General features: G+C 70.8%; 21 protein-coding genes. 14 read left to right on the forward strand and 7 right to left on the reverse strand.

Annotated elements, in window-relative coordinates; genetic code table 11:
* Positions 1-18 precede the first annotated feature (18 nt).
* Positions 19-750, forward strand: a complete 732-nt coding sequence (locus tag OG410_RS20005) for a response regulator transcription factor (RefSeq protein WP_329300450.1) — start codon at positions 19-21, stop codon at positions 748-750.
* On the forward strand, positions 750-2,180 hold the full coding sequence (locus tag OG410_RS20010; RefSeq protein ID WP_329300451.1) for a sensor histidine kinase: 1,431 nt from the start codon (positions 750-752) through the stop codon (positions 2,178-2,180). Before OG410_RS20005 ends, OG410_RS20010 begins: the two co-directional genes overlap by 1 nt.
* A gap of 139 nt (positions 2,181-2,319) precedes the next feature.
* On the opposite strand, the gene OG410_RS20015 is transcribed toward OG410_RS20010, so the two are convergent.
* Complete coding sequence (locus OG410_RS20015; protein WP_329300452.1) at positions 2,320-4,116, reverse strand: bifunctional metallophosphatase/5'-nucleotidase; 1,797 nt, start codon at positions 4,114-4,116, stop codon at positions 2,320-2,322.
* A gap of 459 nt (positions 4,117-4,575) precedes the next feature.
* Here OG410_RS20015 and mshD point away from each other — a divergent pair, with 459 nt between their 5' ends.
* Positions 4,576-5,502, forward strand: coding sequence for a mycothiol synthase (gene mshD, locus OG410_RS20020; protein WP_329300453.1), 927 nt, complete (start codon positions 4,576-4,578; stop codon positions 5,500-5,502).
* A 70-nt stretch (positions 5,503-5,572) separates the two neighbouring features.
* Here mshD and OG410_RS20025 read toward each other — a convergent pair whose 3' ends face one another.
* From OG410_RS20025 to OG410_RS20045, 5 genes are read right to left on the reverse strand one after another with little or no spacing between them, the layout of a single operon-like run.
* The gene (locus OG410_RS20025) at positions 5,573-6,274 is read right to left on the reverse strand and encodes an ABC transporter (RefSeq protein ID WP_329300454.1); all 702 of its coding nucleotides are present in this window, start codon (positions 6,272-6,274) and stop codon (positions 5,573-5,575) included.
* A 5-nt stretch (positions 6,275-6,279) separates the two neighbouring features.
* The gene (locus OG410_RS20030) at positions 6,280-7,851 is read right to left on the reverse strand and encodes an ABC transporter permease (RefSeq protein ID WP_329300456.1); all 1,572 of its coding nucleotides are present in this window, start codon (positions 7,849-7,851) and stop codon (positions 6,280-6,282) included.
* Positions 7,848-8,708, reverse strand: coding sequence for an ABC transporter ATP-binding protein (locus OG410_RS20035; RefSeq protein ID WP_329300457.1), 861 nt, complete (start codon positions 8,706-8,708; stop codon positions 7,848-7,850). The genes OG410_RS20030 and OG410_RS20035 overlap by 4 nt, the downstream gene beginning before the upstream one ends.
* Positions 8,705-9,616, reverse strand: a complete 912-nt coding sequence (locus tag OG410_RS20040; RefSeq protein ID WP_443063770.1) for a zf-HC2 domain-containing protein — start codon at positions 9,614-9,616, stop codon at positions 8,705-8,707. Before OG410_RS20040 ends, OG410_RS20035 begins: the two co-directional genes overlap by 4 nt.
* Entirely contained in the window at positions 9,613-10,155 is a 543-nt protein-coding gene (locus tag OG410_RS20045; protein WP_329300458.1) for an RNA polymerase sigma factor, read from the reverse strand. The genes OG410_RS20040 and OG410_RS20045 overlap by 4 nt, the downstream gene beginning before the upstream one ends.
* Positions 10,156-10,458: 303 nt before the next feature.
* Between OG410_RS20045 and OG410_RS20050 the strand changes: the two genes are divergently transcribed.
* The 11 genes from OG410_RS20050 to pstB all read left to right on the forward strand — a co-directional run bounded on the left by OG410_RS20050 (position 10,459) and on the right by pstB (position 22,345).
* The gene (locus OG410_RS20050) at positions 10,459-10,845 is read left to right on the forward strand and encodes a GntR family transcriptional regulator (protein WP_329304175.1); all 387 of its coding nucleotides are present in this window, start codon (positions 10,459-10,461) and stop codon (positions 10,843-10,845) included.
* The gene (locus OG410_RS20055) at positions 10,842-11,765 is read left to right on the forward strand and encodes an ABC transporter ATP-binding protein (protein WP_329300459.1); all 924 of its coding nucleotides are present in this window, start codon (positions 10,842-10,844) and stop codon (positions 11,763-11,765) included. The genes OG410_RS20050 and OG410_RS20055 overlap by 4 nt, the downstream gene beginning before the upstream one ends.
* On the forward strand, positions 11,762-12,712 hold the full coding sequence (locus OG410_RS20060; RefSeq protein ID WP_329300460.1) for a hypothetical protein: 951 nt from the start codon (positions 11,762-11,764) through the stop codon (positions 12,710-12,712). Before OG410_RS20055 ends, OG410_RS20060 begins: the two co-directional genes overlap by 4 nt.
* Positions 12,709-13,731, forward strand: coding sequence for an ABC transporter permease subunit (locus OG410_RS20065; protein ID WP_329300461.1), 1,023 nt, complete (start codon positions 12,709-12,711; stop codon positions 13,729-13,731). The genes OG410_RS20060 and OG410_RS20065 overlap by 4 nt, the downstream gene beginning before the upstream one ends.
* A 316-nt stretch (positions 13,732-14,047) precedes the next feature.
* Positions 14,048-16,279, forward strand: a complete 2,232-nt coding sequence (locus tag OG410_RS20070; protein ID WP_329300462.1) for an RNA degradosome polyphosphate kinase — start codon at positions 14,048-14,050, stop codon at positions 16,277-16,279.
* The gene (locus OG410_RS20075; RefSeq protein WP_443063771.1) at positions 16,260-17,318 is read left to right on the forward strand and encodes a CHAD domain-containing protein; all 1,059 of its coding nucleotides are present in this window, start codon (positions 16,260-16,262) and stop codon (positions 17,316-17,318) included. The genes OG410_RS20070 and OG410_RS20075 overlap by 20 nt, the downstream gene beginning before the upstream one ends.
* Before the next feature lie 10 nt (positions 17,319-17,328).
* A complete protein-coding gene (locus tag OG410_RS20080) occupies positions 17,329-17,742 on the forward strand; it encodes an NUDIX hydrolase (protein WP_329300463.1) in 414 nt (137 codons plus the stop codon).
* A 485-nt stretch (positions 17,743-18,227) separates the two neighbouring features.
* Positions 18,228-19,358, forward strand: coding sequence for a phosphate ABC transporter substrate-binding protein PstS (gene pstS / locus OG410_RS20085; RefSeq protein ID WP_329300464.1), 1,131 nt, complete (start codon positions 18,228-18,230; stop codon positions 19,356-19,358).
* 100 nt (positions 19,359-19,458) lie between these two features.
* Complete coding sequence (gene pstC / locus OG410_RS20090) at positions 19,459-20,466, forward strand: phosphate ABC transporter permease subunit PstC (protein WP_329304177.1); 1,008 nt, start codon at positions 19,459-19,461, stop codon at positions 20,464-20,466.
* Complete coding sequence (pstA, locus tag OG410_RS20095) at positions 20,463-21,521, forward strand: phosphate ABC transporter permease PstA (protein ID WP_329300465.1); 1,059 nt, start codon at positions 20,463-20,465, stop codon at positions 21,519-21,521. The genes pstC and pstA overlap by 4 nt, the downstream gene beginning before the upstream one ends.
* 47 nt (positions 21,522-21,568) lie before the next feature.
* Positions 21,569-22,345, forward strand: coding sequence for a phosphate ABC transporter ATP-binding protein PstB (pstB, locus tag OG410_RS20100; RefSeq protein WP_329300466.1), 777 nt, complete (start codon positions 21,569-21,571; stop codon positions 22,343-22,345).
* A gap of 442 nt (positions 22,346-22,787) precedes the next feature.
* Here the strand turns inward: pstB and OG410_RS20105 are convergent, their stop codons facing one another.
* A complete protein-coding gene (locus OG410_RS20105; protein WP_329300468.1) occupies positions 22,788-23,786 on the reverse strand; it encodes an inorganic phosphate transporter in 999 nt (332 codons plus the stop codon).

Genomic DNA, 23,786 nt, shown 5'->3' on the forward strand with positions numbered 1-23,786 from the left:
CCGAGGAACCCGACGCCCATGAGCTCCGCCGAAGGCGACCGTGACACCCAGCGCATCCTGATCGTCGACGACGAGCCGGCCGTGCGCGACGCACTCAAGCGCAGCCTCGCCTTCGAGGGGTACGACACCGAGGTCGCCGTCGACGGCGCGGACGCCCTGGAGAAGGCGACGGCCTACCAGCCCGACCTGGTCGTCCTCGACATCCAGATGCCCCGTATGGACGGCCTCACCGCGGCCCGTCGGATGCGTGGCGCGGGCACCACCACGCCCATCCTCATGCTGACGGCCCGGGACACGGTCGGCGACCGGGTCACCGGGCTGGACGCCGGGGCGGACGACTATCTCGTCAAGCCCTTCGAGCTCGACGAACTCTTCGCCCGGATCCGCGCGTTGCTGCGGCGCAGCTCGTACGCGGCGTCCGCGGGCGCGGTGGTCGAGGACGACGCGCTGGCCTTCGGCGACCTGCGCATGGACCTGTCGACGCGCGAGGTCACCCGTGCGGGGCGCCCGGTGGAGCTGACCCGCACCGAGTTCACCCTGCTGGAGATGTTCCTGGCCCACCCGCGCCAGGTCCTCACCCGCGAACAGATCCTGAAGGCCGTCTGGGGCTTCGACTTCGAGCCGTCGTCGAACTCCCTCGACGTCTACGTCATGTACCTGCGCCGCAAGACGGAGGCGGGCGGCGAGCCGCGCCTGGTCCACACGGTGCGGGGCGTGGGGTACGTGCTGCGGTCCGGTGGCGCGGAGTGATGCGCAGATTCAGGTCGCTGCCCCTGCGTTCCCGGCTGGCCCTGCTGGTAGCCGCAGCCGTGGCGTTCGGCGTGGCGACGGTCTCGGTCACCTGCTGGTTCATCGTGCAGGGGAAGCTGTACGAGCAGGTCGACAACGATCTGCAGAGGGGCATGAGAGGCCCGCCGGGTGCGATCCTCAACGCCCTCAACTACTGCTCCGTGACCCCGGACAACACTGATTCCCCCTTCCGGAACAACTACGTCCAGGTGGTCAAGGAGAACGGAACCGCCTGCCTCGTCGACAACTCCGTCGGCAAGGTCAAGGTGACCCAGTCCGACAGGACGGCTATCAAGAGCGGCGAGCTCAACAAGTCCTACTTCCGTGACGGCACCGACGAAGACGGCAACGCGGTGCGTGTGATGCTCAAGCCGCTGACCACCGCCACCGCCGATGGGCAGCCCGGCCCCAACGTGGGCCTCATGATCGCCGCCTCTCTGAAGAGCACCCAGTCCACGCTGAACGACCTGGCCCTGGTCCTGCTTCTCGTCTCCGGACTCGGAGTGGTCGGCGCCGGGGCTGCCGGGCTCTGGGTCGCGCGGGCCGGGCTTCGGCCGGTCGACGAACTCACCGACGCCGTGGAACACGTCGCCCGCACCGAGGACCTCACCATCCGCATCCCCGTGGACGAGGAGAGCGACGACGAGATCGCCCGGCTCTCCCGTTCCTTCAACTCGATGACCGCCTCCCTCGCCAGCTCCCGCGAGGTCCAGCAGCAGCTCATCGCCGACGCCGGACACGAACTGCGGACGCCGCTCACCTCCCTGCGGACGAACATCGAACTCCTCACCCGCAGCGAGGAGATCGGCCGCCCGATCCCCCCGGCGGACCGCAAGGCACTGCTCACCTCGGTGACCGCGCAGATGACCGAGCTGGCGGCGCTGATCGGCGACCTTCAGACGCTGTCGCGATCGGACGCGGGACACCCGGCCGACCGGGTGGAGGTCGTGGCACTCCAGGACACCGTGGAAGCGGCCCTGCGCAGGGCCCGGCTGCGCGGCCCGGAACTGACGATCACGGCCGACCTTCAGCCCTGGTACGTCCGGGCGGAGCCCTCCGCGCTGGAGCGGGCGATCGTGAACATCCTCGACAACGCGGTGAAGTTCAGCCCCGCGGGCGGAACGATCGACGTCCGGCTGAAGGGCGGCGAACTGACCGTGCGCGACCACGGCCCCGGCATCCCCAGCGAGGAACTCCCCCACGTCTTCGACCGCTTCTGGCGTTCCCCGGACGCGCGAGCCCTCCCCGGTTCGGGCCTCGGCCTGTCCATCGTGGCCCGAACCGTCCAGCAGTGCGGCGGCGAGGTGACGCTGAGTCCCGCGGAGGGCGGCGGCACGATCGCGGCCGTACGGCTTCCGGGGGCTCCGACAGCCCCGCCCGACACGCCCTGACCCGCTCTCCGGCGCGAGCGAGCCCCCACCCGTCAGCGGGTGGGGGCTCGCTCGTCATCGGTCGGCGTCCGGACCGGGCCGCTCCGGACCGGGCCGCTCCGGTCCGGCGGACGAGCGCCGGACCGGTCGGTGGTTCCGGCTACTTGACGATCGTGATCCGGTCCGCCGCGGGGACCGGGTACGGCGTCGCGGCCGAGGAGCTGGCCGTCAGGTAGGCACCCAGGGCCGCCAGGTCGTCGCCGCCGACACGGACGTTGCCGCCCTTGCCGAGCTCGGCGAAGCCGTCGCCGCCGCCCGCGAGGAAGGAGTTCATCGCGACGCGGTAGGTGGCGGCCGGGTCGATCGCGGTGCCGCCGAGCTTGACCGAGTCGGCCACGACCCGCGCCGCGCCGGTCTTGGTCAGGTCGAGGGTGTAGGTGAGGCCCTTGGAGATCTGGAGGATCTTCGGGGAGGCCTCGTTGGCGCCGCTGACCTGCTGCTGGAGCGCGGTGATCACCTGGGCGCCGGTGAGGTCGACCAGGTTGACGGTGTTGGCGAACGGCTGGACCGTGTACGCCTCTCCGTAGGTCACCACACCGTCTCCCTCACCGCTGCTCGCGGTGTAGGTGAGTCCGGCGCGGATGCCGCCCGGGTTCATCACCGCGAGGTCGGCCTCGGGGTCGACGGACTTGGCGTACGCGAGCTGCGCGTCGGCGATCAGGTCGCCGGCCTGGGACTCGGTGCCGGTGTTGGCGATGTCGCCCGCGATGTAGCCGAGGGGACGCGAGGCGACCGGCGCGGAGAGCGCCTTCCACTTGGTGACCAGCGACGTCATGTCGGCGGCCTTCGCGACATCACGGGTGACCACGTGGTTCGCGGACTTCACCGCCGTACGGGCGATGTCGCCGGTCCAGCGGTCGTACGTCAGGGTCGTGTCCGTGTACAGCCGGCCGAAGGAGGAGGCCGAGGTGACCATGCGGGGCCGGCCCGCCGGGTCGGGGATGGTGCACGCGTACGCCTGGTGGGTGTGGCCGGTGACCAGCGCGTCCACGGCCGGCGTGACGTTCTTGGCGATGTCGACGATCGGCCCGGAGATGCCGTTCCCGGCACCGGGGCTGTCGCAGTCGTAGTTGTACGCCGTCGACGCGGGCGACCCGCCCTCGTGGATCAGCGCGACGATCGACTTCACACCCTGGCGCTGGAGCTCCTTGGCGTACTTGTTGATCGTCTCGACCTCGTCGCCGAACTTCAGGCCCTTGACGCCCTCGGCGGACACGATGTTCGGCGTGCCCTCCAGCGTGACGCCGATGAAGCCGACCTTGACGCCGTTCTTCTTCCACACCCAGTAGGGCTTGAGGATCGGCTTCCCGCTCTTCTCGTCGGTCACGTTCGCCGCGAGGTAGGGGAAGTCGGCGCCGGTGAACTTCTCGCCGCCGTAGCAGCCGTCCGTCGGGTGGCAGCCGCCCTTCTGGAGCCGGGCCAGTTCCTTGGCGCCCTCGTCGAACTCGTGGTTGCCGACCGAAGTGACGTCGAGGTCGAGGCCGTTGAGCGCCTCGATCGTCGGCTCGTCGTGGAAGAGGCCGGAGATCAGCGGGGAGGCACCGACCATGTCGCCGGCGGCCGCGGTGATCGAGTACGTGTTGCCCTTGCGGGCGTTGCGCAGATGCGTGGCCAGGTATTCGACACCACCCGCGTCGACGGTCTTCGTCGTACCGTCCGCCTGGAGCTCCGTGACCCGGCCCGAGGAACCGGTCGGCGGCTCCAGATTGCCGTGCAGGTCGTTGAAGGACAGCAGCTGGACGTCCTGGTAGCGGCCGCTGCCGTGGTGGTGCGACGGTGTCGGCTTGTCCTGGTGCGCACTCGCCGGGATCGCGGCGGCCAGCGCCCCCACGGTGGCGAGGCCGGCGGCGGCCGCGAGGAGTCGATGCGTGCGTCTGTACCGGATCGTGGGCGGCATGGTTCCCCCTGGAGAACGGTGAAAGGCCGAAACTGTGTGCTGTGCTGGAGCCGAGCGGGTGGTGCGTGCCCTGCGCGTCGTGCGTGAGCCGAGCGGATGGTGCGTGCCTGCGCGTCGTGCGTGAGCCGAGCGGATGGTGCGTGCCATGGGTGCCGTGCGGACCGTGTGCGAGCTGATGAACGGCCGTAGCTTTGCACGCACTTTAGAATCAACGCGCGTAGCGCGAAAGGGGGTTACGGGTTACGGACTGATTGCCATCACCACACCGGAAGCCGACAACCACGTCACCGCAGCTCCCCGCCGCACCCTTCGTCTCTCTTCCGCGAACCAGGGAAGCCCGCTCCCGGCCTCCCCTGCCGAAGCGCGATCCACCCTCCCCGGCCGCCCCCTCCCGCCACGATCCGTGTCCGCGTCGCCCAACTCCTCGTCCCCCCATCGCCGAGCCGTACCCTCGTATCCATGACCAGCGACGACGCGGCACCCTTCGCCCTCTCCCGCTCCATCGAGACCTACTCCGTGCTCTCCCCGGACCAGGCCGAGGACGTGCTCCAGCTGCTCGCGCAGGCCGCTCGGGCCGATGGACAGCAGGCCGTGTCCGAGCAGGGCCGCCTCCAGCTGAAGGGCGGGAGCCGTGAGGGCGTCCGGCATCTGCTGCTGACCGTCGGCGACGAACTGGTCGGCTACGCACAGCTGGAGGACACCGACCCGGTCGAGGCCCCTGCCGCCGAACTCGTCGTCCACCCGGCGCACCGGGGGCACGGCCACGGGCGGGCGCTCGGCTCGGCGATGCTCAACGAGTCCGGGAAGCGGCTGCGGGTGTGGGCGCACGGCGGTCACTCCGCCGCCCGGCATCTCGCACAGGTCCTGGGCCTCACCCTCTTCCGAGAACTGCGCCAGATGCGCCGCCCGTTGGAGAACCTCGACCTGCCCGAGCCGAAACTGCCGGAGGGCGTGACCGTCCGGACCTTCGTACCGGGCCAGGACGACGCCGCCTGGCTCGCCGTGAACGCCGCCGCCTTCGCCCACCACCCCGAGCAAGGCTCCCTCACCCAGCGCGACCTGGACGACCGGACCGCCGAGCCGTGGTTCGACCCGGCCGGCTTCTTCCTCGCCTTCCGGGGCGAGGAACTCGTCGGCTTCCACTGGACCAAGGTGCACGCCGAGGAGGGGCTGGGCGAGGTGTACGTCCTCGGTGTGCGCCCCGGCGCCCAGGGCGGCGGGCTCGGCAAGGCCCTGACCACGATCGGACTGCGCCACCTCGCCGCGCAGACCCTGCCCACCGCGATGCTCTACGTCGACGCCGACAACAAGGCGGCGGTCTCCGTCTACGAGCGTCTCGGCTTCATCACCCACGAGACGGATCTCATGTACCGCACGGAGTCCTGAGCCCGCGGCGTGCGAGGGCCGTTCCGGAGTCCTGAGCCCGCGGCGTGCGAGGGCCCTCCGGAGGCCGAAGTCAGCGGCGGGCGAGGACGGTTGTCCGGCGTCGCCGCAGGGGTTCGCCCAGGGAGCGGGCCCCCGCCAGCACGACCACGACCAGGACGGCCGCCCATCGTCGGTGCGCGTCGTCCCAGTGCGGGTCGGACGGACCGACGAAGAGCTCCCAGCGCGCGGGAAGCAGTACCGCGGCGGCGAAGAAGGCGCCCACCAGTCCGGCGGATATCGCGATCCCCGGTTCGGTGGCCCCCGAGTGCCGCACGGCGATGAGCCCGGAGGTCAGCGCGAGGGTCATGACAGCGGCCGCTTCCAGGGTGATCGCGCCCATCGGGGGCCGTCCCTCGACGGGTATGAGGAACAGCGCGGCCGTCCAGCACACCGCCATGAACGGTACGACGAGCACCAGCCGCAGCCCCGTCCGCACCGGGCGTCTGGTCGGCACCGTGGCCGTGGTGTGCCGGGCCGGGTCGTCGAACAGGAACGCCAGCCCCAGGCCGAAGGCGAGGGCGGCGGCCCGCAGCAGGTTGAGACACAGCCACGGGTCCGGTTCCTCGGAGACCGTCCGGGAGGATCCGGCCAGCACCAGCCCGAGGACGGCGCCTGTCATCACGGCCCACCGGGGCAGACCGCGCCACACCGGGCGGACCAGGGCGCGGGCCACGACGTGCGTGGGTGGGGGCCCGGCGGGTTTCGTGCGGCCCTCGGTGGAAGCCTCTGTCATCGTCTTCACTCCTCCTCGCACGAGCCGCTCCCCGAGTCCGCCGCGATCCCCTTGCCTCCGGCCGGTACGCCGAGCAGCTCGGCCACCCGTGCCGTGGACGTCTTCGCGGACGTCAGTTCCGTCCAGTGCGCCTTGACCTTCGCGGCGACGCTGTAGTGCGGCTTCTGAAGCAGCTCGCGCACCACGGTGGTCTGCTGGGCGGACATCGAGACAGGGCTCGTGGGGGCCAGCGCGACCGCCGAGCCCTCGATGGTGTCGTCGAGGCGGACATCGCGCAGGGACTGCATCGGGTCCGGCTGGGTGCTCAGAGCCAGCCACATGATGGTCACCACGCGGGCGTCGCACATCTCTCCGGCGGTCTTCTCGGTGCCCGCGACCAGGACCGAGGCGACGCCGACCGCGAACTCGGGAAGGCGGTTGCCGCCCCAGCTCGTGCCGACGGTGACATGTCCGGGCGTGGTGGAGGGGGGAATCGCGGCATCGCTCTGAAGGCCGTAGCGGGCGTCGATCCTCTGGCGTACGGTCAGCCGCTCACCTCCGGCGGAACCGCCCGCGCGGGACTGGATGCGGTCGACCGCCTCGGCCCAGTCGGCGGTGCGGCCGGTCCACTCCGGGAAGGCGCAGTACGTGGACCGTCCGTGCCGTACACAGGTCTGTTCCTTCTGCGGGCTCACGGACGCCTTGGTGCGGGCGGCGATCAGCGAGGCCGGCTCGTCCGGGGACTGCCCGGCCACGCCGACGGCCGTCGCGGCGAGGGCGAGAACGGTCACCGCCGTGATCAGCCTCGTCCGGCCGCCGCTCACCAGCAGGGCGACGCAGAACAGCAGAACCACGAGGCCCGTCAGATAGAGCGCGTGCCAGGCGGCCGGGCGGCCCAGCAGTTCGGAGGGGAAGGGGCCGGCTCCCTCTTCCACGACGACCGGTCCGAGCCAGCTCACCCAGTGCTTTCCCTGGGTGGCCGCGGAGACCAGGGTGGTGAGGACGAATCCGCCGATCACGAAGGGCGGGGCGACGAACCCGACCGGTATCACCCGGGCGAGCAGGACGCCGAGGACACCGGCCAGCAGGACCACCAGCGGGCCCACGACCAGCTCGGCGGGTGAACCGTGACCGACGGCGCCCGGCTTCAGCGCCGCCCAGGTGTACTGGAAGCCGACGACGAGCGCCGTGATCGCGCCGAGGGGCAGGACGGACAGCGCGTGTGCCGCCGTACGCCGCCAGTGCTCCATGGGCAGGATGTCGAAGTGCTGGTCGGTGGACTGTCGGCGGGACCGCAGCACGGCGCGGTTGACGCAGACGAACACGGCGACGGCCAGCAGCATGGGTGTCGGCTGGGTGGCCCTGTCGGTGTCCTGGAGGACCGGGAAGTCGTCCATGCCGTCGCCCCCGATGAACAACCTCCAGCCGGCAAAGCCGACATACAGCGCGAGGAAGAGGAGGACCGGGATCTGGAGCAGCAGTTCGTGTGCTTCGAAGCGGGCGAGTGCCAGGACCGCGGCCGGCCGGGACACCTGGACCTCGGCGGACGGCTCCACCCCCGTGGGAGCCGTCCGCCTGACCGTGTCGGTGGTGCTCATGCGGCCACCTCCGCGGTCCGGGTGTCCAGCGTGAGCAAGTAGCCGTCCTCCAGGGTCGGTTCGAGGAGGTCGGCACCCTCGGGCGGATCGCCGACATTGCGGAAGGCGCCCGTGCCCGTACGCCATCCGGCTCGGGCGGACGGATCGCGTTCCGTGCTGCTCCACACCCGGCCGGCCGCTCGCTCGGTCAGCTCCGCGGGGGTGCCCTCGAAGCGGATACGGCCGGCGTCCATGACGATCACGCGGTGGCAGAGCATCGCGACGTCCTCGGTCTGGTGGGTGGAGAGCAGGACGGTTCGGCCCTCTCCCGCCTGTGCGATCAGTTCCCGGAAGCGCATGCGCTGTTCGGGGTCGAGCCCGACGGTCGGTTCGTCGAGGACGAGGAAGCCGGGGTCGCCGATCAGGGCCGCGGCCAGTGCGACCCGTTGGCGCATGCCGCCGGACAGCCGCTTGATGCGCTTGCCCCGCACATCGGACAGGCCGACGCGGTCCAGGACGCGGCGCACCTCGCGGTGCCGGGCCCCACGGTCGGTCAGCTCCTTGAGAATGGCCACGTATTCGACGAACTCGAAGGCGGAGAAGTCCTGGTGGAAGCCGGGGGTCTGCGGAAGGTAGCCCAGCGCGCGCCGCACGTGCAGGCGTCCGGCGGTGGTGCCCGGGTCATGGCCGAGGACGGTGAAGGAGCCCCGGTCGGTAGGGACGGCGGTGGCGAGCACCCGCAACAGGGTGGTCTTTCCGGCGCCGTTGGGCCCGAGGAGTCCGGTGACCCCTTCTCGTAGGCGGAGAGAGACGTCGTCGAGCGCGAGCGTGCCGCCGAAACGGAGTGTCAGCCCGGAGGCGGAGACGGTGGGGATCATGCTGCGTTCCTGTCGGTGAAGTCGGTGAACGGGAGGCGGGACGCGTCGAACCGGTCCCGTGCGAGATAGAGGAGTACGGCGGCCAGTGCCGCGACGGCTCCGGAGACGCCTTGCCCGGCCGCGGTGAACGGGGCGAGCGTGGTGTCGGACTCCGAGGTCGCCCGGGCCACGGCCAGCAGGCCGACCCAGCCGCCACCGACCAGCGAGGGGGCGAGGACGGGACCGAGCCGGGAGCTGAGCGCGAGTCCGGTCGCGGTGAGGGCGAGGGCGGGCAGCAGCCAGGCCAGGGCGTGCAGTCCGTAGGAGGGGAGGGCGAGGGTCGCGAGGCCGCTGAGCCCCAGGCACACGGTCAGTACGGCGACCGTGCGGATCATCAGCAGCCGGAAGCCGTGCAGGGGTGAGACCACGGCCATCTCGTACGTCGGGTCGATCCCCGGGCCGTAGGACACCGCGACCCCGGCGAGCGGGAGCAGCGGCGCGAGGGCCAGGAAGAGCGTGGGCGTGGTCCCGGCCCGCACCGCGTCGGCCGCGACCACGGTCATGACCAGGAGGGCGCCGATCGCGCCCAGCCAGGAGCGGCGCAGGGCGGGGGAGGCGGTCAGCAGCCGTGCCGTGTGGTCGGCGACGCCGAGCCGGATGAGCAGCCATTCGGCGGGGCCCGGCCGCGGGGCGTCGAGTTCGGCGTCGAGCCGCTCCCACCCGGCGTCCAGGGCGACCGGGTCGCTGATCGCGGCGAGTGTCTCCCGGCACCGCGCGCACGCGGCGAGGTGGGTGTCGGCGGACCACAGGTGGGGTGCCGTCAACTCGCCCTGGACATAGGCCCGGAGGTCTTCCTCCGGCACGTGCCAGGCCGTACGGCCGTGACCGTTCATCTCGTCGCCATCGCTTCCGTGACGGTCGTCGCTCATGCCAACGCCTCCCGCAACTGCTTGCGCGCACGCAGTGCCCGCGTCTTGACCGTGCCCGGCGGAATGCCGAGCAGGACGGCCGCTTCCCTGGTGGTGAGTCCGTCGATCACCGTGGCCTGGAGCACCGCCCGGAGTTCGGGCGAGAGTCTGGTCAGCGCGCCCGCCAGGTCCCCGTGTTCGACGCCTGCCAGCACGCGCTCCTCCGCCGAGGCCTCGTCGCGGTGCCTGAGCCGGGCCAGCGCGTTGCGGAGCCGGCCGCGCGCGCCGTCGCCGCGCACCGAGTCGACGAGGCGCCGTGAGCCGATGCGCCACAGCCAGCCGGCCGGGTCGCCCTCCTCGCGGTAGCGGGCGGTGCCGCGCCAGACCGCGAGGAAGGTCTCCTGGACGACGTCGTCGACGATCCCGGCGTCGGCGCACCGGCCGCGCAGCCGCGCGGTCAGCCATGGCGCGTACCGCCGGTACAGCTCTTCGAAGGCGCGACGGTCCCCGTCCGCCGCGATGGCCCGCAGCAGCTCTCCGTCGCTTCTCGTTTCCCTCACATCCCCTCATCGGACGAGCCCCGCCGATCGGTTCACACATCGGCCGGGAATTTCCGAACGCGTCGCGCACCCGCCGGACAGCCTGATCCGCCACAGGATCCATCACGGGACTGACCAGCGGATTCCAGCGGATTCACCAGCGGATTCACCAGCGGAATCACCGCAGGATCCACCGCCGGAGCCACCGCCCCGCAGTACCGGGGCGGTACCGGAGCAACACCGTCCGCTCGTCCGGGACTTGACCTCGACCCCTACCTTGCATCACCCTTTCACTACTCAATTAGTGAAAGGGTGGTTGTCCGAGTGCTCGCGTACCGCATCGACCGGCGCAGCGGCGTCGCCACCTACGTCCAGATCGTCCAGCAGACGAAGCAGGCGCTGCGCCTCGGCCTCCTCGAACCGGGCGACAAGCTCCCCACGGCCCGCGAGGTCGTGGAAGCCACCGCCATCAATCCGAACACCGTCCTGAAGGCGTACCGGGAACTGGAGCGCGAGGGACTGGTCGAGGCCAGGCGCGGTCTCGGCACGTTCGTCCGCAAGACCCTCGGCGCCGCCCCGGCGGACTCGCCCCTGCGCGAGGAGCTCGACGCCTGGGCCCGAAGCGCCCGCGCCGCGGGCCTCGACCACGAGGACGTGGCGGCGCTGTTCGCCTCCGTACTGGACGCACATTTCCCGAAGGGGGACCAGTGAGCTCCACCAGCACCACCCGATCCACCGTCGCCATAGAGGCGCACGGCCTCACCGTGCGCCACGGCCGGCGCTCCGCCGCGGCCCTGGACGACTGCTCCTTCCGCCTCCCGGCCGGGCGGGTCAGCGCCCTCGTCGGCCCCAACGGCGCGGGCAAGTCGACGCTGCTGGCGACCGTGGCCGGGCTGCTGCGCCCCGCCGCCGGCACCCTCACCGTGCTCGGCTCCGGCCCGGCCGAGGCCCGCGAGGCCATCGCCTACCTGGCCCAGGACAAGCCCCTGCACCCCCAGCTCACGATCGCCGAGACCCTGCGCCTGGGCGCCGAGCTCAACCCGGCCCGCTGGGACGCCGCGCACGCAGCCGCGATCGTGGAACAGGGCTCGCTGGACCCCGGCACCAAGGTCCGGAAGCTGTCCGGCGGCCAGCGGACCCGTGTGGCACTGGCCCTCGCGCTGGGCAAGAGGCCCGACCTGATGCTGCTGGACGAACCGATGGCCGACCTGGACCCGCTGGCCCGCCACGAACTGCTGGGCACCCTGATGGCCGACGCCGCCGAACACGGGACCACGGTGCTGATGTCCTCGCACATCGTCACCGAACTGGCCGACGCCTGCGATCACCTGCTGCTCCTGGGAGGAGGACGCGTCCGGCTCGGCGGCGGCCTGGACGACCTGCTCCTCGCGCACACCCTGGTGACCGGCCGCGGCACCACCGCCGACCTCGCCCCGCACCTCGTCGTCGAGTCCCGCGCCGCCGGCCGCGGTCTCACGGCCCTGATACGCAACGACGGACCGGTGGACGAGCGCTGGGAGGCCGAACGCCCCTCCGTGGAGGAGCTGGTCCTCGCCCATCTGCGCTCCCCGGAAGCCCCCGCGCTGCTCACCCCCGGCACGACCGTGTCCCCCGCGGCGGTGACCCGATGAGCGCCACCACCACGACGGCTCCCCCGCGCCGCGCCCTGCCCGCCCCGCGCGGCCTGGTCTGGACGGTCCTGCGGCTGCACCGCACCGCGCTGTGGGTCTGGACCGGCTTCGTCGCGCTCACCGCCGGACTGCTGCTGTGGCTGTACGGCCCCGGCGCCGGCCACACGCAGCACCTGCTCGACACGTTCGGATACGCGGGCGTGCAGGAGGACGCCTGGACCGTCGGGATCACGGGCACGCTCTCGGGCACCTACAACGACCTCTTCCAGGACCCGGCCTCCCTGCTGAACATCGCCTCGTTCGCCGTCGCGGTCTTCGCGGCCGGGTCGCTGACCTCCCGCGAACTGGAGAACGGCACCGCGCGGCTGGCCTGGACCCAGTCCGTCACCCCGGCCCGCTGGCTCGCCGCCAAACTGGCGGTGCCCGCGCTGTTCATCACCGTGGGCACGGGCCTGCTGGTCGTGCTGTACCGGATGCTGTGGTCCGCCCACGCCAATCTCCTGCTGGCAGGCATCGGACCGCGCGCCCTGTACTTCTCCATCGGCCCGGCCACCGTCGCCGCCCCGCTCCTCGGGCTGGCCATCGGCGCCGTCGCCGGTCTCGCGCTGCGCCGCACCCTGCCCGCCCTGGCCGTCGCGGGTCTCGCGCAGTACGCGGTCAACGCGTTCCGCGCGAACTCCTGGCCCTTCCAGGGCAGTTACCAGCAGCCCGAACTGTCCGTCCGGAGCCGGGCGATCACCTCCACGGGCGCGGAGATCCCCGACCCGGGCTGCTACGACAGCCGCGCCTGCCTGGCCCGGCACGACGTCGTCCGCTTCACCCGCGAGTACCTCCCCTCCCCCGACTACTGGCCCCGCCAGCTCCTGGAGACCGGCGTCCTGCTGGCCGCCACCGCGATCCTGGTCACCGTCGCCTTCGCCGTCCTGAGGAGGAGGTCGACCTCATGAGCGCCCCGACCCTGCACCGCCCCTCCGGCCCGTCCCCGTACCGCCCGCCCCGCCCGTCCCCGTACCGCCCGTCCGGCCTGACCTGGACCGTGCTGCGCCTGCACCGCACGGCCCTGTACGCCTGGGGCGCCGCCCTGCTCATCGCCGCGGCGGCCCTGATCTGGATGCACGCCATCGGCCCCGACGCCCGCACGGCAGCCGACGGCTGCGACGCGGGGGACCCGTTCCCGATGGACTGCGGAATCATCAAGGAGACCGCGGCGGACAAGATCTACGCCTACGGTCTGGCGCTGGTCTCCTCCTGTGTCACGTATCTGATGTACGCGGTCGCGGTCTGGGCGGGTGCCGCGCTGATCGGCCGCGAACTGGAGAACGGCACCGCGCGGCTGGCCTGGACCCAGTCCGTCACCCCGGCCCGCTGGCTGGCCGCCAAGCTCGCCGTCCCGGCGGTCCTGCTGACGGCGGGCACCACACTGGCCGTTCTGCTCGGCGCCTGGGCACGCCGTGCCGGGAACGGGGAACTGTCCGGCGGCTGGTTCATCACGAAGGTCTTCATCTCCTCCGGGCCGGTGGCCGTCGCGTACGCCCTCGCGGGACTCGCCCTCGGGGCGCTGGCGGGCCTGTTCCTGCGCAGGGCCCTGCCCGCCGCCGCGGCCGCCCTCGCCGCGGCATACGTCCTGCACGAGGTGCTGGACAGGTTCCGGATGAGCCTGTGGCCTGCCGAGACGGCCACCGGACGGGCCGCACTCCAGCTCCCGCACGGCACCCTGGTCCTCGAACACGGTGCCGTCACCGGCGACGGCGAGCGGCTGGGCAACAACATGGCCTGCGTCGGAACCGACAGCGCCGCCGCCCTCGGGAAGTGCGTGAAGCGGACGGGGCTGACCGATTTCTGGACGACTTATCAGCCGGAGTCCCATTTCTGGCCTCTCCAGCTCGTGGAGAGCGGCCTGCTGCTGGCCGTCACGGGGCTCGCGGTCGCCGCGGCCTTCGCCCTGCTGCGCCGACGGTATTCGTAACCGGCGGTAGCACCGACGGACGCGCACGCGGCGCGGGCGGGTGTTTACAGGGCTCCCGGACATGCAGACGTCCGGGAGCCTCCCCCAGATATCCCGCACGTCATGTCGTCGTAACCATCGATTCAGGTGACCTTGCGACGCTCAAGGAATGCAGCCCGCCGTGCCCGAGCCTTCTCCCCCGCCGGAGAACGAGTCCTCACCGCCCACGGGGAGTCAGCGTACGCCAGCCAAGCGGAACGGGATCATCCGCATGAGCGCGCTGGTGCCCGCCCTCTCCGACGCGCCGGTCTCGCCTCCGGCACGGAAGAATGGGTCCATGACCCAGCGAAGCGCCCAGGCACCCGTTCAGCACCCGCAGCCCTCCGTCGGCTCCATCGCCGCCCACCGCCCGCACACCGTGGCGGCGAACGTGTCCGACCTGGAGCCCGACCTCGACGCCGACCTCGACGAGTACGAGGACCTGGAGCAGGACGGGATCATGCTGCCGCAAGGCCGCTTCCTGGACCGCGAGCGCAGCTGGCTCGCGTTCAACGAGCGCGTTCTGGAACTCGCGGAGGACCCGAACACGCCCCTCCTGGAGCGCGCCAACTTCCTGGCGATCTTCGCCAGCAACCTGGACGAGTTCTTCATGGTCCGGGTGGCCGGCCTCAAGCGCCGCATCGCCACCGGTGTCGCCACCAAGTCCGCGTCGGGCCTCCAGCCCCGCGAGGTCCTGGAGATGATCTGGGCCCGCTCACGCGAACTCATGGCCCGGCACGCCGCCTGCTACCAGGAGGACGTCGCCCCCGCACTCGCGGAGGAAGGCGTCCACCTGGTCCGCTGGAGCGAGCTGACCGAGAAGGAGCAGGCCCGCCTGTTCACTCTCTTCCGCCACCAGATCTTCCCGGTCCTGACCCCGCTGGCGGTCGACCCCGCGCACCCCTTCCCGTACATCTCGGGACTGTCCCTGAACCTCGCCGTCGTCGTACGGAACCCGGTCAGCGGCCACCGCCACTTCGCGCGCGTCAAGGTCCCGCCGCTGCTCTCCCGCTTCCTGGAGGCCTCCCCGAACCGCTACGTCCCCATCGAGGACGTGATCGCGGCCCACCTGGAGGAGCTCTTCCCCGGCATGGAGGTGCTGGAGCACCACACCTTCCGGCTCACCCGGAACGAGGACCTGGAGGTCGAGGAGGACGACGCCGAGAACCTGCTCCAGGCCCTGGAGAAGGAGCTCATGCGGCGGCGCTTCGGTCCGCCGGTGCGCCTGGAGGTCGAGGAGTCCATCGACCGCTACGTCCTCGACCTGCTCGTACGCGAACTGAAGATCTCCGAGGCCGAGGTGTACCCGCTGCCGGGTCCTCTGGACCTCACCGGCCTCTTCGGCATAGGAGCTCTGGACCGGCCCGAGCTGAAGTACCCCAAGTTCATCGCGGGCACCCACCGCGATCTCGCGGAGGTCGAGTCGGCGTCCCCGCCCGACATCTTCGCCGCGCTGCGTGAACGCGACGTCCTGCTGCACCACCCGTACGACTCCTTCTCCACCTCCGTGCAGGCGTTCCTGGAACAGGCCGCGGCCGACCCGGACGTGCTCGCCATCAAGCAGACGCTCTACCGGACCTCCGGCGACTCGCCGATCGTGGACGCCCTGATAGACGCGGCCGAGTCCGGCAAGCAGGTCCTCGTGCTGGTCGAGATCAAGGCCCGCTTCGACGAGCAGGCCAACATCAAGTGGGCCAGGAAGCTGGAGGAATCCGGCTGCCACGTCGTGTACGGCCTCGTCGGTCTGAAGACCCACTGCAAGCTGTCGCTCGTGGTCCGGCAGGAGGGCGACATCCTGCGCCGCTACTCCCACGTCGGCACCGGCAACTACCACCCGAAGACCGCCCGGCTGTACGAGGACCTCGGACTGCTCACCGCCGATCCCCAGGTCGGCGCGGACCTCTCCGACCTCTTCAACCGGCTCTCGGGCTACTCGCGCCGCGAGACCTACCGCCGTCTGCTCGTCGCACCCAAGTCACTGCGCGACGGGCTGATCGCCCGGATCAACAAGGAAGTTCAGCACCACAAGGCCGGGCGCCCCGCCTTCGTCCGCATCAAGGTCAACTCGATGGTGGACGAGGCACTCATCGACTCGCTGTACCGCGCTTCCCAGGCCGGCGTGCCGGTCGACGTGTGGGTGCGCGGGATATGCGCCGTCCGCCCCGGCGTCGCGGACCTGTCCGAGAACATACGGATCCGCTCCGTCCTCGGCCGCTTCCTGGAGCACTCCCGGGTCTTCACCTTCGGCAACGGAGGCGAGCCCGAGGTGTGGATCGGCAGCGCCGACATGATGCACCGCAACCTCGACCGGCGGATCGAGGCCCTGGTCAGGGTCACCGACCCGGCTCACCGCGCAGCCCTCAACCGGCTGCTGGAGACCGGCATGTCCGACACCACGGCCTCCTGGCACCTCGGCCCCGACGGCGAGTGGATCCGCCACGCGACCGACGCGGAGGGTCAGCCCCTGCGGAACGTCCAGGAGATGCTCATAGACGCCCGGAGGCGCCGGCGTGGCACAGCAGCACCTTGATCCCCCCACCGGCTCCGTGACCGGGGCGGCACCCCTCGGCGAGGGAGACATCCCGATCGGTGACGCCCTGGCGATCTACCTGCGGGCCCAGGCCACGGAATTCCTCCGCTCGCTGCGCCAGCACCGGGAGACCGGTGGCGCGGCGAGCGGAGGAGGCGAGTCCGGCGACGCGGCGCGCTCCCTGCGCCACTCCGCCCGCCGTATCAGCGGCAGCCTGCACACCTTCCGGCCGCTCCTCGACGCGGACTGGTCGGAGGGGATGCGCCCCGAACTGGCCTGGCTCTCGGGCACCCTGGCGCGCGAACACGCCTATGCCGCGCGCCTGGAGCGGCTGATCGGCGCGCTGAACCGGCTGTCCGGCACGGCCGCCCTGCCCGGCCAGACCGGGCGCGCCCCGGCCGCGGCACCCAAGGCCGGCCGCCTCACCGTCGGGGCCGCGAAAGCGGGCGCGCTCCTGGACCGCCAGCTCACGCTCGCCCGTACCCGCGCCCACTCGGCGGCCCTCCAGGCGCTCGGTTCCTCCCGTTTCCACGCCGTCGCCGACAACGTCGCCGTCCTGGCCAGCGAGGTTCCGCTGGCCCCGGCCGCGGACACCGCCGATCTGCGTCCGCTGGCCGCCGCGGCCCAGGACCGGCTGGCCGACGCCGTCAGCGCGCTGCCGCTGGTCGTCGCGGGACACCCCTACAACGCCGAAGCCCTGGTGCACGGCCTCTCCGCCGACACCGCTCCCCAGCCGCAGGACGCGCCCTGGCACCAGGTCCGGCTGCTGCTGCGGCTGCACCGCTACGCCGGTGAGGTGCTGCACGGGGGAGAGTTCCCCGTCGACGTGCGCCTGCTCGGCGCGGGCAAGGCGCTCAACCGGCACCGGGACGCGGCGGAGGCGGCGTCCGCCGCGGCGTCGGCGGCCCGCACCCCGCGCATCGCTCCGGCGACGGCGTACGCGCTCGGTGTGCTGCACGCCGAGCAGCGGCACGAGGTGGAGGCGGCCCGGTTCGCCTTCCAGCAGGCCTGGCAGAAGGAAGCCGTACGCATCCCCTGAGGGAGGCCCCATGGCCGACGACACCATTCACGCGGCGGGCTGCGTCCTGTGGCGCCGCTCCCCGGTCGACTCCGCGCTGGAGATCTGCCTCGTCCACCGGCCCAAGTACGACGACTGGTCGCACCCGAAGGGCAAGCTGAAGCGCGGCGAGGGGTTCCTGACCGGCGCGCTGCGCGAGGTCGAGGAGGAGACGGGCTACGACGCCGTCCCCGGCGCCGTCCTTCCCACGCTCCACTACCTCGTCGACGGACGCCCCAAGGAGGTCCGTTACTGGGCCGGTGAGGCCGCCGCCGGCCGCTTCGCCCCGAACGACGAGGTCGACCGCGTGCTCTGGCTCTCCCCCACCGCCGCACGCCACCGCCTCACCCAGCCGCGCGACCGTGATCTGGTGGATGCCCTGCTGGACGCGCTGCGTCCGGCCTGACGTGTTCCCCTGTATATGAGCGCTGCTCCTGGCGTCCGGCATATGCGGGCACCGTTCCTGGCGTCCGGCGCGGCGCCTCGGCATACGCGGAAACCAGCCCGGGAGCCGACGACGGGCACTCACCGTAGTGAGCGGGCCCTTCGCTGTGGCTCATGAGGAAATCGGGGCGAACGAGCTATGACGGGAACATGGGCACTGCCCGTCACGTCCGCACCCGTTCGATTACCTGGAGTTTCCCTTCCGGCCCCCTCAGCCGGGACACGGCCGTGTCCTCGACGTGAGCGTTCCGTGACCTCACCGCACCGCCGTCAGGGGTTCACCCTGCGTTCACCTTCGACCTTCGGCGCCTTCACCTGATCTGCTTAATTTCGGCCTTACGCGGTGCGAGGGACGCCTTGGTGCGAACCCTTCGCCTCGCTACAGAACGCAGTTCACAGACATCGCACGCCGCCACCTGACGGCGGCTCCTGGAAGGAACTCCCGAAGTGAAGCTTCAGCGCATGAACCGGCGTGCCCTCACCCTCGGTGCTCTCGCCGTCTCCGGCGCCCTGGCCCTCACGGCGTGCGGCTCTGACGACACCGGCAACACCAACGGTGGCGGCAGCTCGGCCTCGGCCAGCAACACCGGCGCCATCAAGTGTGACGGCGCCAAGGGCCAGATCCAGGCCTCCGGCTCCTCCGCGCAGAAGAACGCGATCGACGCCTGGGTGAAGGCCTACACGGCGGCCTGCAAGGACGTTCAGATCAACTACAACCCGACGGGCTCGGGCGCCGGTGTCACGGCGTTCACCCAGGGTCAGACCGCGTTCGCCGGTTCGGACTCGGCCCTCAAGCCCGAGGACGCCGCGGCCGCCAAGAAGGCCTGCGCCGGCAACGCCGCGGTCGACCTGCCCATGGTCGGTGGCCCCATCGCGCTCGGCTACAACGTCGACGGTGTCGACAACCTGGTCCTGGACTCCGCGACGATCGCCAAGATCTTCGACGGCAAGATCAAGACCTGGGACGACGCGGCCATCAAGAAGCTGAACCCCGACGCGAAGCTCCCCAGCACCAAGATCCAGGCGTTCCACCGCTCGGACGAGTCCGGCACCACGGACAACTTCACCAAGTACCTCATCGCCACCGCCCCGTCGGACTGGAAGTACTCCGGCGGCAAGGCGTGGCAGGCGAAGGGCGGCCAGTCCGCTCAGGGTTCCTCCGGCCTCGCCCAGCAGGTGAAGCAGACCCCGGGTGCGATCTCGTACTTCGAGCTCTCCTACGCCGCTGACGGCATCAACACCGTCGACCTCAAGACGGACGCCGCCACCCCGGTCAAGGCCACCGTCGAGAACGCCACCAAGGCCATCTCGACCGCCAAGGTCGTCGGCACCGGCAACGACCTGGCCCTGGAGCTCAACTACAAGCCGACCGCCGAGGGCGCCTACCCGCTCACGCTGGTCACCTACGAGATCCTCTGCGAGAAGGGCAACAAGGCCGACACCCTGGCCGCCACCAAGTCCTTCCTGACCTACATCGCGAGCGAGGACGGCCAGAACCAGCTGACCGCCGCCCAGTACGCCCCGATCCCCGCCGAGATCATCACCAAGGTTCGTTCCACCATCTCGAACCTGGGCTGATCCGAGTGTGCGGCCCGCCTCGCCGAGGCGGGCCGCACCGTCCGGTGCACCGCCGCCTGGAGCCGCCACTCGATCCGGCTCCGCAGACCGGAGACTCATGATGGACATAACGACACACAACACCGAAGCGCCTCCCCCCACCCCACGATCTTCGGGTGCCTCGCGGAAGCGCGCCGTCCGCGGCGCCACCCGCCCCGGCGACCGCGTGTTCCTCGCGCTCTCCCGCGGTTCCGGCATCCTCCTCCTGGTGATCATGGCCGCCATCGCGGTCTTCCTCACCTATCGCGCGTCCCTTGCGCTCAGCAAGAACGAGGGCAACTTCCTCACGACGTTCGAGTGGAACACCAACACCATTCCGCCGGTCTTCGGCATCGCGGTGCTGGCCTTCGGCACGGTGGTCTCCGCGATCATCGCCATGGCCCTCGCGGTCCCGGTCGCCGTCGGAATCGCGCTGTTCATCACGCACTACGCGCCGCGCAAGCTCGGCGGACCCATCGCGTACGTGATCGACCTGCTCGCCGCCGTCCCGTCCATCGTGTACGGCCTCTGGGGCGCCATCGTCCTCGTACCGCACCTGAACGGCCTGTTCGGCTGGCTCGACCACTACTTCGGCTGGACCGGCATCTTCGCCTGGCAGGGCGGAGCGCCCCGCTCGATGCTCACCGTCGGCCTCCTGCTCGCGATCATGATCCTTCCGATCGTCACCAACGTGAGCCGTGAGGTCTTCCGCCAGGCGCCGCAGATGCACCAGGAAGCCGCGCTGGCCCTCGGCGCCACGCGCTGGGAGGTCATCCGCATGTCGGTGCTGCCCTTCGGCCGCTCCGGCGTGATCTCCGCCTCGATGCTCGGCCTCGGCCGCGCGCTCGGCGAGACGATGGCCGTCGCCACCGTGCTCTCCCCGAGCTTCGACATCCAGGCCAGCCTGCTCGACCCGGGCGGCGGCACGTTCGCGCAGAACATCGCGAGCAAGTTCAACGAGGCCACCGTGTTCGGCCAGGACGCCCTGATCGCCTCGGGTCTCGTCCTGTTCATCATCACGCTGCTGGTCAACGGCGCGGCGCGCTACATCATCAACCGCCGCAAGGAGTACTCGGGGGCCAACGCATGAGCAACGCACCCGTCACCCGGAAGCACGCCAGCACGCTGCGCGGCAACACCCTCCCCAAGTGGTCCTCCTGGGCCATCGCCGCGGGAGCCGTCGCCGTGGCCGTGGGCATCGGCCTGGGCGCCGGCCTGGACAGCAAGGTCCAGTGGGGCCTGATCGCCGCGATCCTCTTCGTCCTCGGTACGTTCGTCGTCGCCGCACGCGTCGAGGGCCGCCGCCAGGCCAAGGACCGCGTCGCCACCACCCTGGTGTGGACCTGCTTCGTCGTCGCCGTCATCCCGCTGGCCTCCCTGATCTGGGAGACCATCGAGCGTGGCGCGAAGGCTTTCGACATGTACTTCCTGACCCACTCCATGGGTGTCGTCGCCGACAACGAGCCCGGTGGCGGTATCTACCACGCGCTCCTCGGCACCCTGGAGCAGGTGGGCATCGCGACCCTGATCGCCGTGCCGATCGGTGTGCTCACCGCGATCTACCTCGTCGAGTACGGACGCGGCAAGCTCGCCGGCGCGGTCACCTTCTTCGTCGACGTCATGACGGGCATCCCGTCGATCGTCGCCGGCCTGTTCGTTCTCAGCTTCTGGATCCTCATCCTGGGTATGGGCTACTCCGGCTTCGCCGGCGCGATGGCCCTGGCGATCCTGATGATGCCCGTGGTGGTCCGCTCCACCGAGGAGATGCTCAAGCTCGTCCCGAACGAGCTGCGCGAGGCCTCCCTCGCGCTCGGCATCCCGAAGTGGCGCACCATCATCAAGGTGGTTCTGCCGACGTCCATCGGCGGTATCACCACGGGTGTGATGCTCGCGGTCGCGCGTATCGCCGGCGAGACCGCTCCCGTGCTGCTGTTGGTGTGGGGTACGAACTTCATCAACAACAACCCGTTCGACGGCCCGCAGGCCTCGCTCCCGCTGTACATCTACCGCCAGTACAGCGCCGGAACCGATGCGGCCACCGACCGGGCGTGGGCCGCAGCACTGGTCCTCATCCTCTTCGTCATGATTCTCAACATGGGGGCGCGCGCCATCGCACGCTGGAAGGCTCCCAAGACGGGCCGCTGACGCGGCCGATCAGCGACCCGATCCTTTCGAAAGAAGCAGTGACTGACATGGCCAAGCGAATCGACGTAAGCGGTCTGACCGCCTACTACAGCGCCCACAAGGCGATCGAAGACATCTCCATGACGGTCGAGCCCCGCTCCGTGACGGCCTTCATCGGCCCCTCCGGCTGCGGCAAGTCGACCTTCCTGCGCACCCTGAACCGCATGCACGAGGTCACCCCCGGTGGCCGCGTCGAGGGCAAGGTGCTCCTGGACGACGAGGACCTGTACGGCACCGGCATAGACCCGGTCGCCGTGCGCCGCACCATCGGCATGGTCTTCCAGCGCCCCAACCCCTTCCCCACCATGTCGATCTTCGACAACGTGGCGGCGGGCCTGAAGCTGAACGGCAGCTACAAGAAGTCCGAGCTCGCCGACGTCGTGGAGCGCTCCCTCAAGGGCGCGAACCTCTGGAACGAGGTCAAGGACCGGCTGAACAAGCCCGGGTCCGGCCTCTCCGGCGGTCAGCAGCAGCGTCTGTGCATCGCGCGGGCGATCGCGGTGGAGCCGCAGGTCCTTCTCATGGACGAGCCCTGCTCGGCCCTGGACCCGATCTCCACCCTCGCCATCGAGGACCTGATCGGTGAGCTGAAGGAGCGCTTCACGATCGTCATCGTGACGCACAACATGCAGCAGGCCGCGCGCGTCTCCGACCGGACCGCCTTCTTCAACCTCTCCGCGGTGGGCCAGCCCGGCCGCCTGATCGAGATCGACGACACGGAGCGCATCTTCTCCAACCCGTCCGTCCAGGCCACGGAGGACTACATCTCCGGTCGCTTCGGCTGACCGGACCGCCTCCCGGAACCCCTCGCGGTGCTGCATGGCGGTGCCACCGCGAGGACGAGAAGGGCCCGCCCCTGGCTCCCAGGGGCGGGCCCGTTCGTTTTCCCTTCCGAGGGCCGCTTCCGAGGGCCCGTTCGTCTTCCCGCACTGAGCCTGGCGTTGGACACCCCGGCCGCTGATCTTCGGCCCGTCCGGCGTTCGAGGACGAGGCCGTTCAGACCGACACGGGGGTCCGGGGGCGGCAGCCCCCAGGTACGGGACGGGTAGCGGTGGGAGGGGGCGAAGTCCCCGAGGCCGGACCACGACGGACCTGCTCCCACGCGAACTCCCGAGGCCGGACCACGACGGGCCGCGCCCACACGAACCCCCGGGCCCCGGAAACGCAAAAGGCCGGCCCCGAAGGACCGGCCCGCGCTCTGCCGGACACCCCAGCAGCGATCACGTCCTACAGGAACGCCAGGTTCACGACCCAGAAGGCGCACGCCGCCACGATCGCCGCGGCCGGCATGGTGATGAACCAGCCGAGGACGATGTTCTTGGCGACACCCCACCGCACGGCGTTCACCCGCTTCGTCGCCCCGACACCCATGATCGCCGAGGTGATGACATGGGTCGTGGAGATCGGCGCCTTGAAGAGGTAGGCCGACACGAACATGATCGACGCACCGGTCGTCTCGGCGGCGAAGCCCTGCGGCGGATCGAGCTCGATGATCTTCCGCCCGAGCGTCCGCATGATGCGCCAGCCACCCGCGTACGTCCCCAGCGACAGCATCGCCGCGCAGACGATCTTCACCCAGACCGGGATCGGGTCGTTCGGCCCCTGTTCGCCGGCGATGACCAGCGCCATCACCACGATGCCCATCGTCTTCTGGGCGTCCTGGAGACCGTGCCCGAGCGCCATCCCGGCCGCGGACACCGTCTGCGCGATACGGAAACCGCGCTTGGTCTTGTGCGGGTTGGACCGCCGGAAGATCCACATGATCGCGGTCATCACGAGATAGCCGACGAGCAGACCGACGACCGGCGACAGGAACATCGGGATGATGACCTTGTCGAGCAGCCCGCTCCAGTAGACCGCCGTGCCACCGGCCAGCGCCGCGCCGACCATGCCGCCGAACAGGGCGTGCGAGGACGAGGACGGAAGACCGAAGTACCAGGTGATCAGGTTCCAGGTGATCGCGCCGACGAGCGCCGCGAAGAGGATGCCCATCCCCTTCGAGCCCTCGGGCGTCTGGATCAGCCCCTCACTGACGGTCTTGGCGACCCCGCTGCCGAGGAACGCGCCGGCGAGGTTCATCACCGCGGCCATGGCGAGCGCGGCCCGCGGCGTCAGGGCACGCGTGGACACGGAAGTGGCGATGGCGTTCGCCGAGTCGTGGAAGCCGTTCGTGTACGTGAATCCGAGCGCGACCCCGATGGTCACGATCAAAGCGAAGGTGTCCAT

This window comes from Streptomyces sp. NBC_00659 (assembly GCF_036226925.1).
Lineage (GTDB): Bacteria > Actinomycetota > Actinomycetes > Streptomycetales > Streptomycetaceae > Streptomyces.

Coding starts and splice junctions, on each gene's coding strand:
- OG410_RS20025 (WP_329300454.1), bottom strand. CDS start 6,274: ATGACAGAGGCTTCCACCGAGGGCCGCACGAAACCCGCCGGGCCCCCA.
- mshD (WP_329300453.1), top strand. CDS start 4,576: ATGACCAGCGACGACGCGGCACCCTTCGCCCTCTCCCGCTCCATCGAG.
- OG410_RS20080 (WP_329300463.1), top strand. CDS start 17,329: ATGGCCGACGACACCATTCACGCGGCGGGCTGCGTCCTGTGGCGCCGC.
- OG410_RS20015 (WP_329300452.1), bottom strand. CDS start 4,116: ATGCCGCCCACGATCCGGTACAGACGCACGCATCGACTCCTCGCGGCC.
- OG410_RS20035 (WP_329300457.1), bottom strand. CDS start 8,708: ATGATCCCCACCGTCTCCGCCTCCGGGCTGACACTCCGTTTCGGCGGC.
- OG410_RS20010 (WP_329300451.1), top strand. CDS start 750: ATGCGCAGATTCAGGTCGCTGCCCCTGCGTTCCCGGCTGGCCCTGCTG.
- pstA (WP_329300465.1), top strand. CDS start 20,463: ATGAGCAACGCACCCGTCACCCGGAAGCACGCCAGCACGCTGCGCGGC.
- OG410_RS20105 (WP_329300468.1), bottom strand. CDS start 23,786: ATGGACACCTTCGCTTTGATCGTGACCATCGGGGTCGCGCTCGGATTC.
- OG410_RS20060 (WP_329300460.1), top strand. CDS start 11,762: ATGAGCGCCACCACCACGACGGCTCCCCCGCGCCGCGCCCTGCCCGCC.
- OG410_RS20070 (WP_329300462.1), top strand. CDS start 14,048: ATGACCCAGCGAAGCGCCCAGGCACCCGTTCAGCACCCGCAGCCCTCC.
- OG410_RS20065 (WP_329300461.1), top strand. CDS start 12,709: ATGAGCGCCCCGACCCTGCACCGCCCCTCCGGCCCGTCCCCGTACCGC.
- pstB (WP_329300466.1), top strand. CDS start 21,569: ATGGCCAAGCGAATCGACGTAAGCGGTCTGACCGCCTACTACAGCGCC.
- OG410_RS20030 (WP_329300456.1), bottom strand. CDS start 7,851: ATGAGCACCACCGACACGGTCAGGCGGACGGCTCCCACGGGGGTGGAG.
- OG410_RS20005 (WP_329300450.1), top strand. CDS start 19: ATGAGCTCCGCCGAAGGCGACCGTGACACCCAGCGCATCCTGATCGTC.
- pstC (WP_329304177.1), top strand. CDS start 19,459: ATGGACATAACGACACACAACACCGAAGCGCCTCCCCCCACCCCACGA.
- OG410_RS20040 (WP_443063770.1), bottom strand. CDS start 9,616: ATGAGCGACGACCGTCACGGAAGCGATGGCGACGAGATGAACGGTCAC.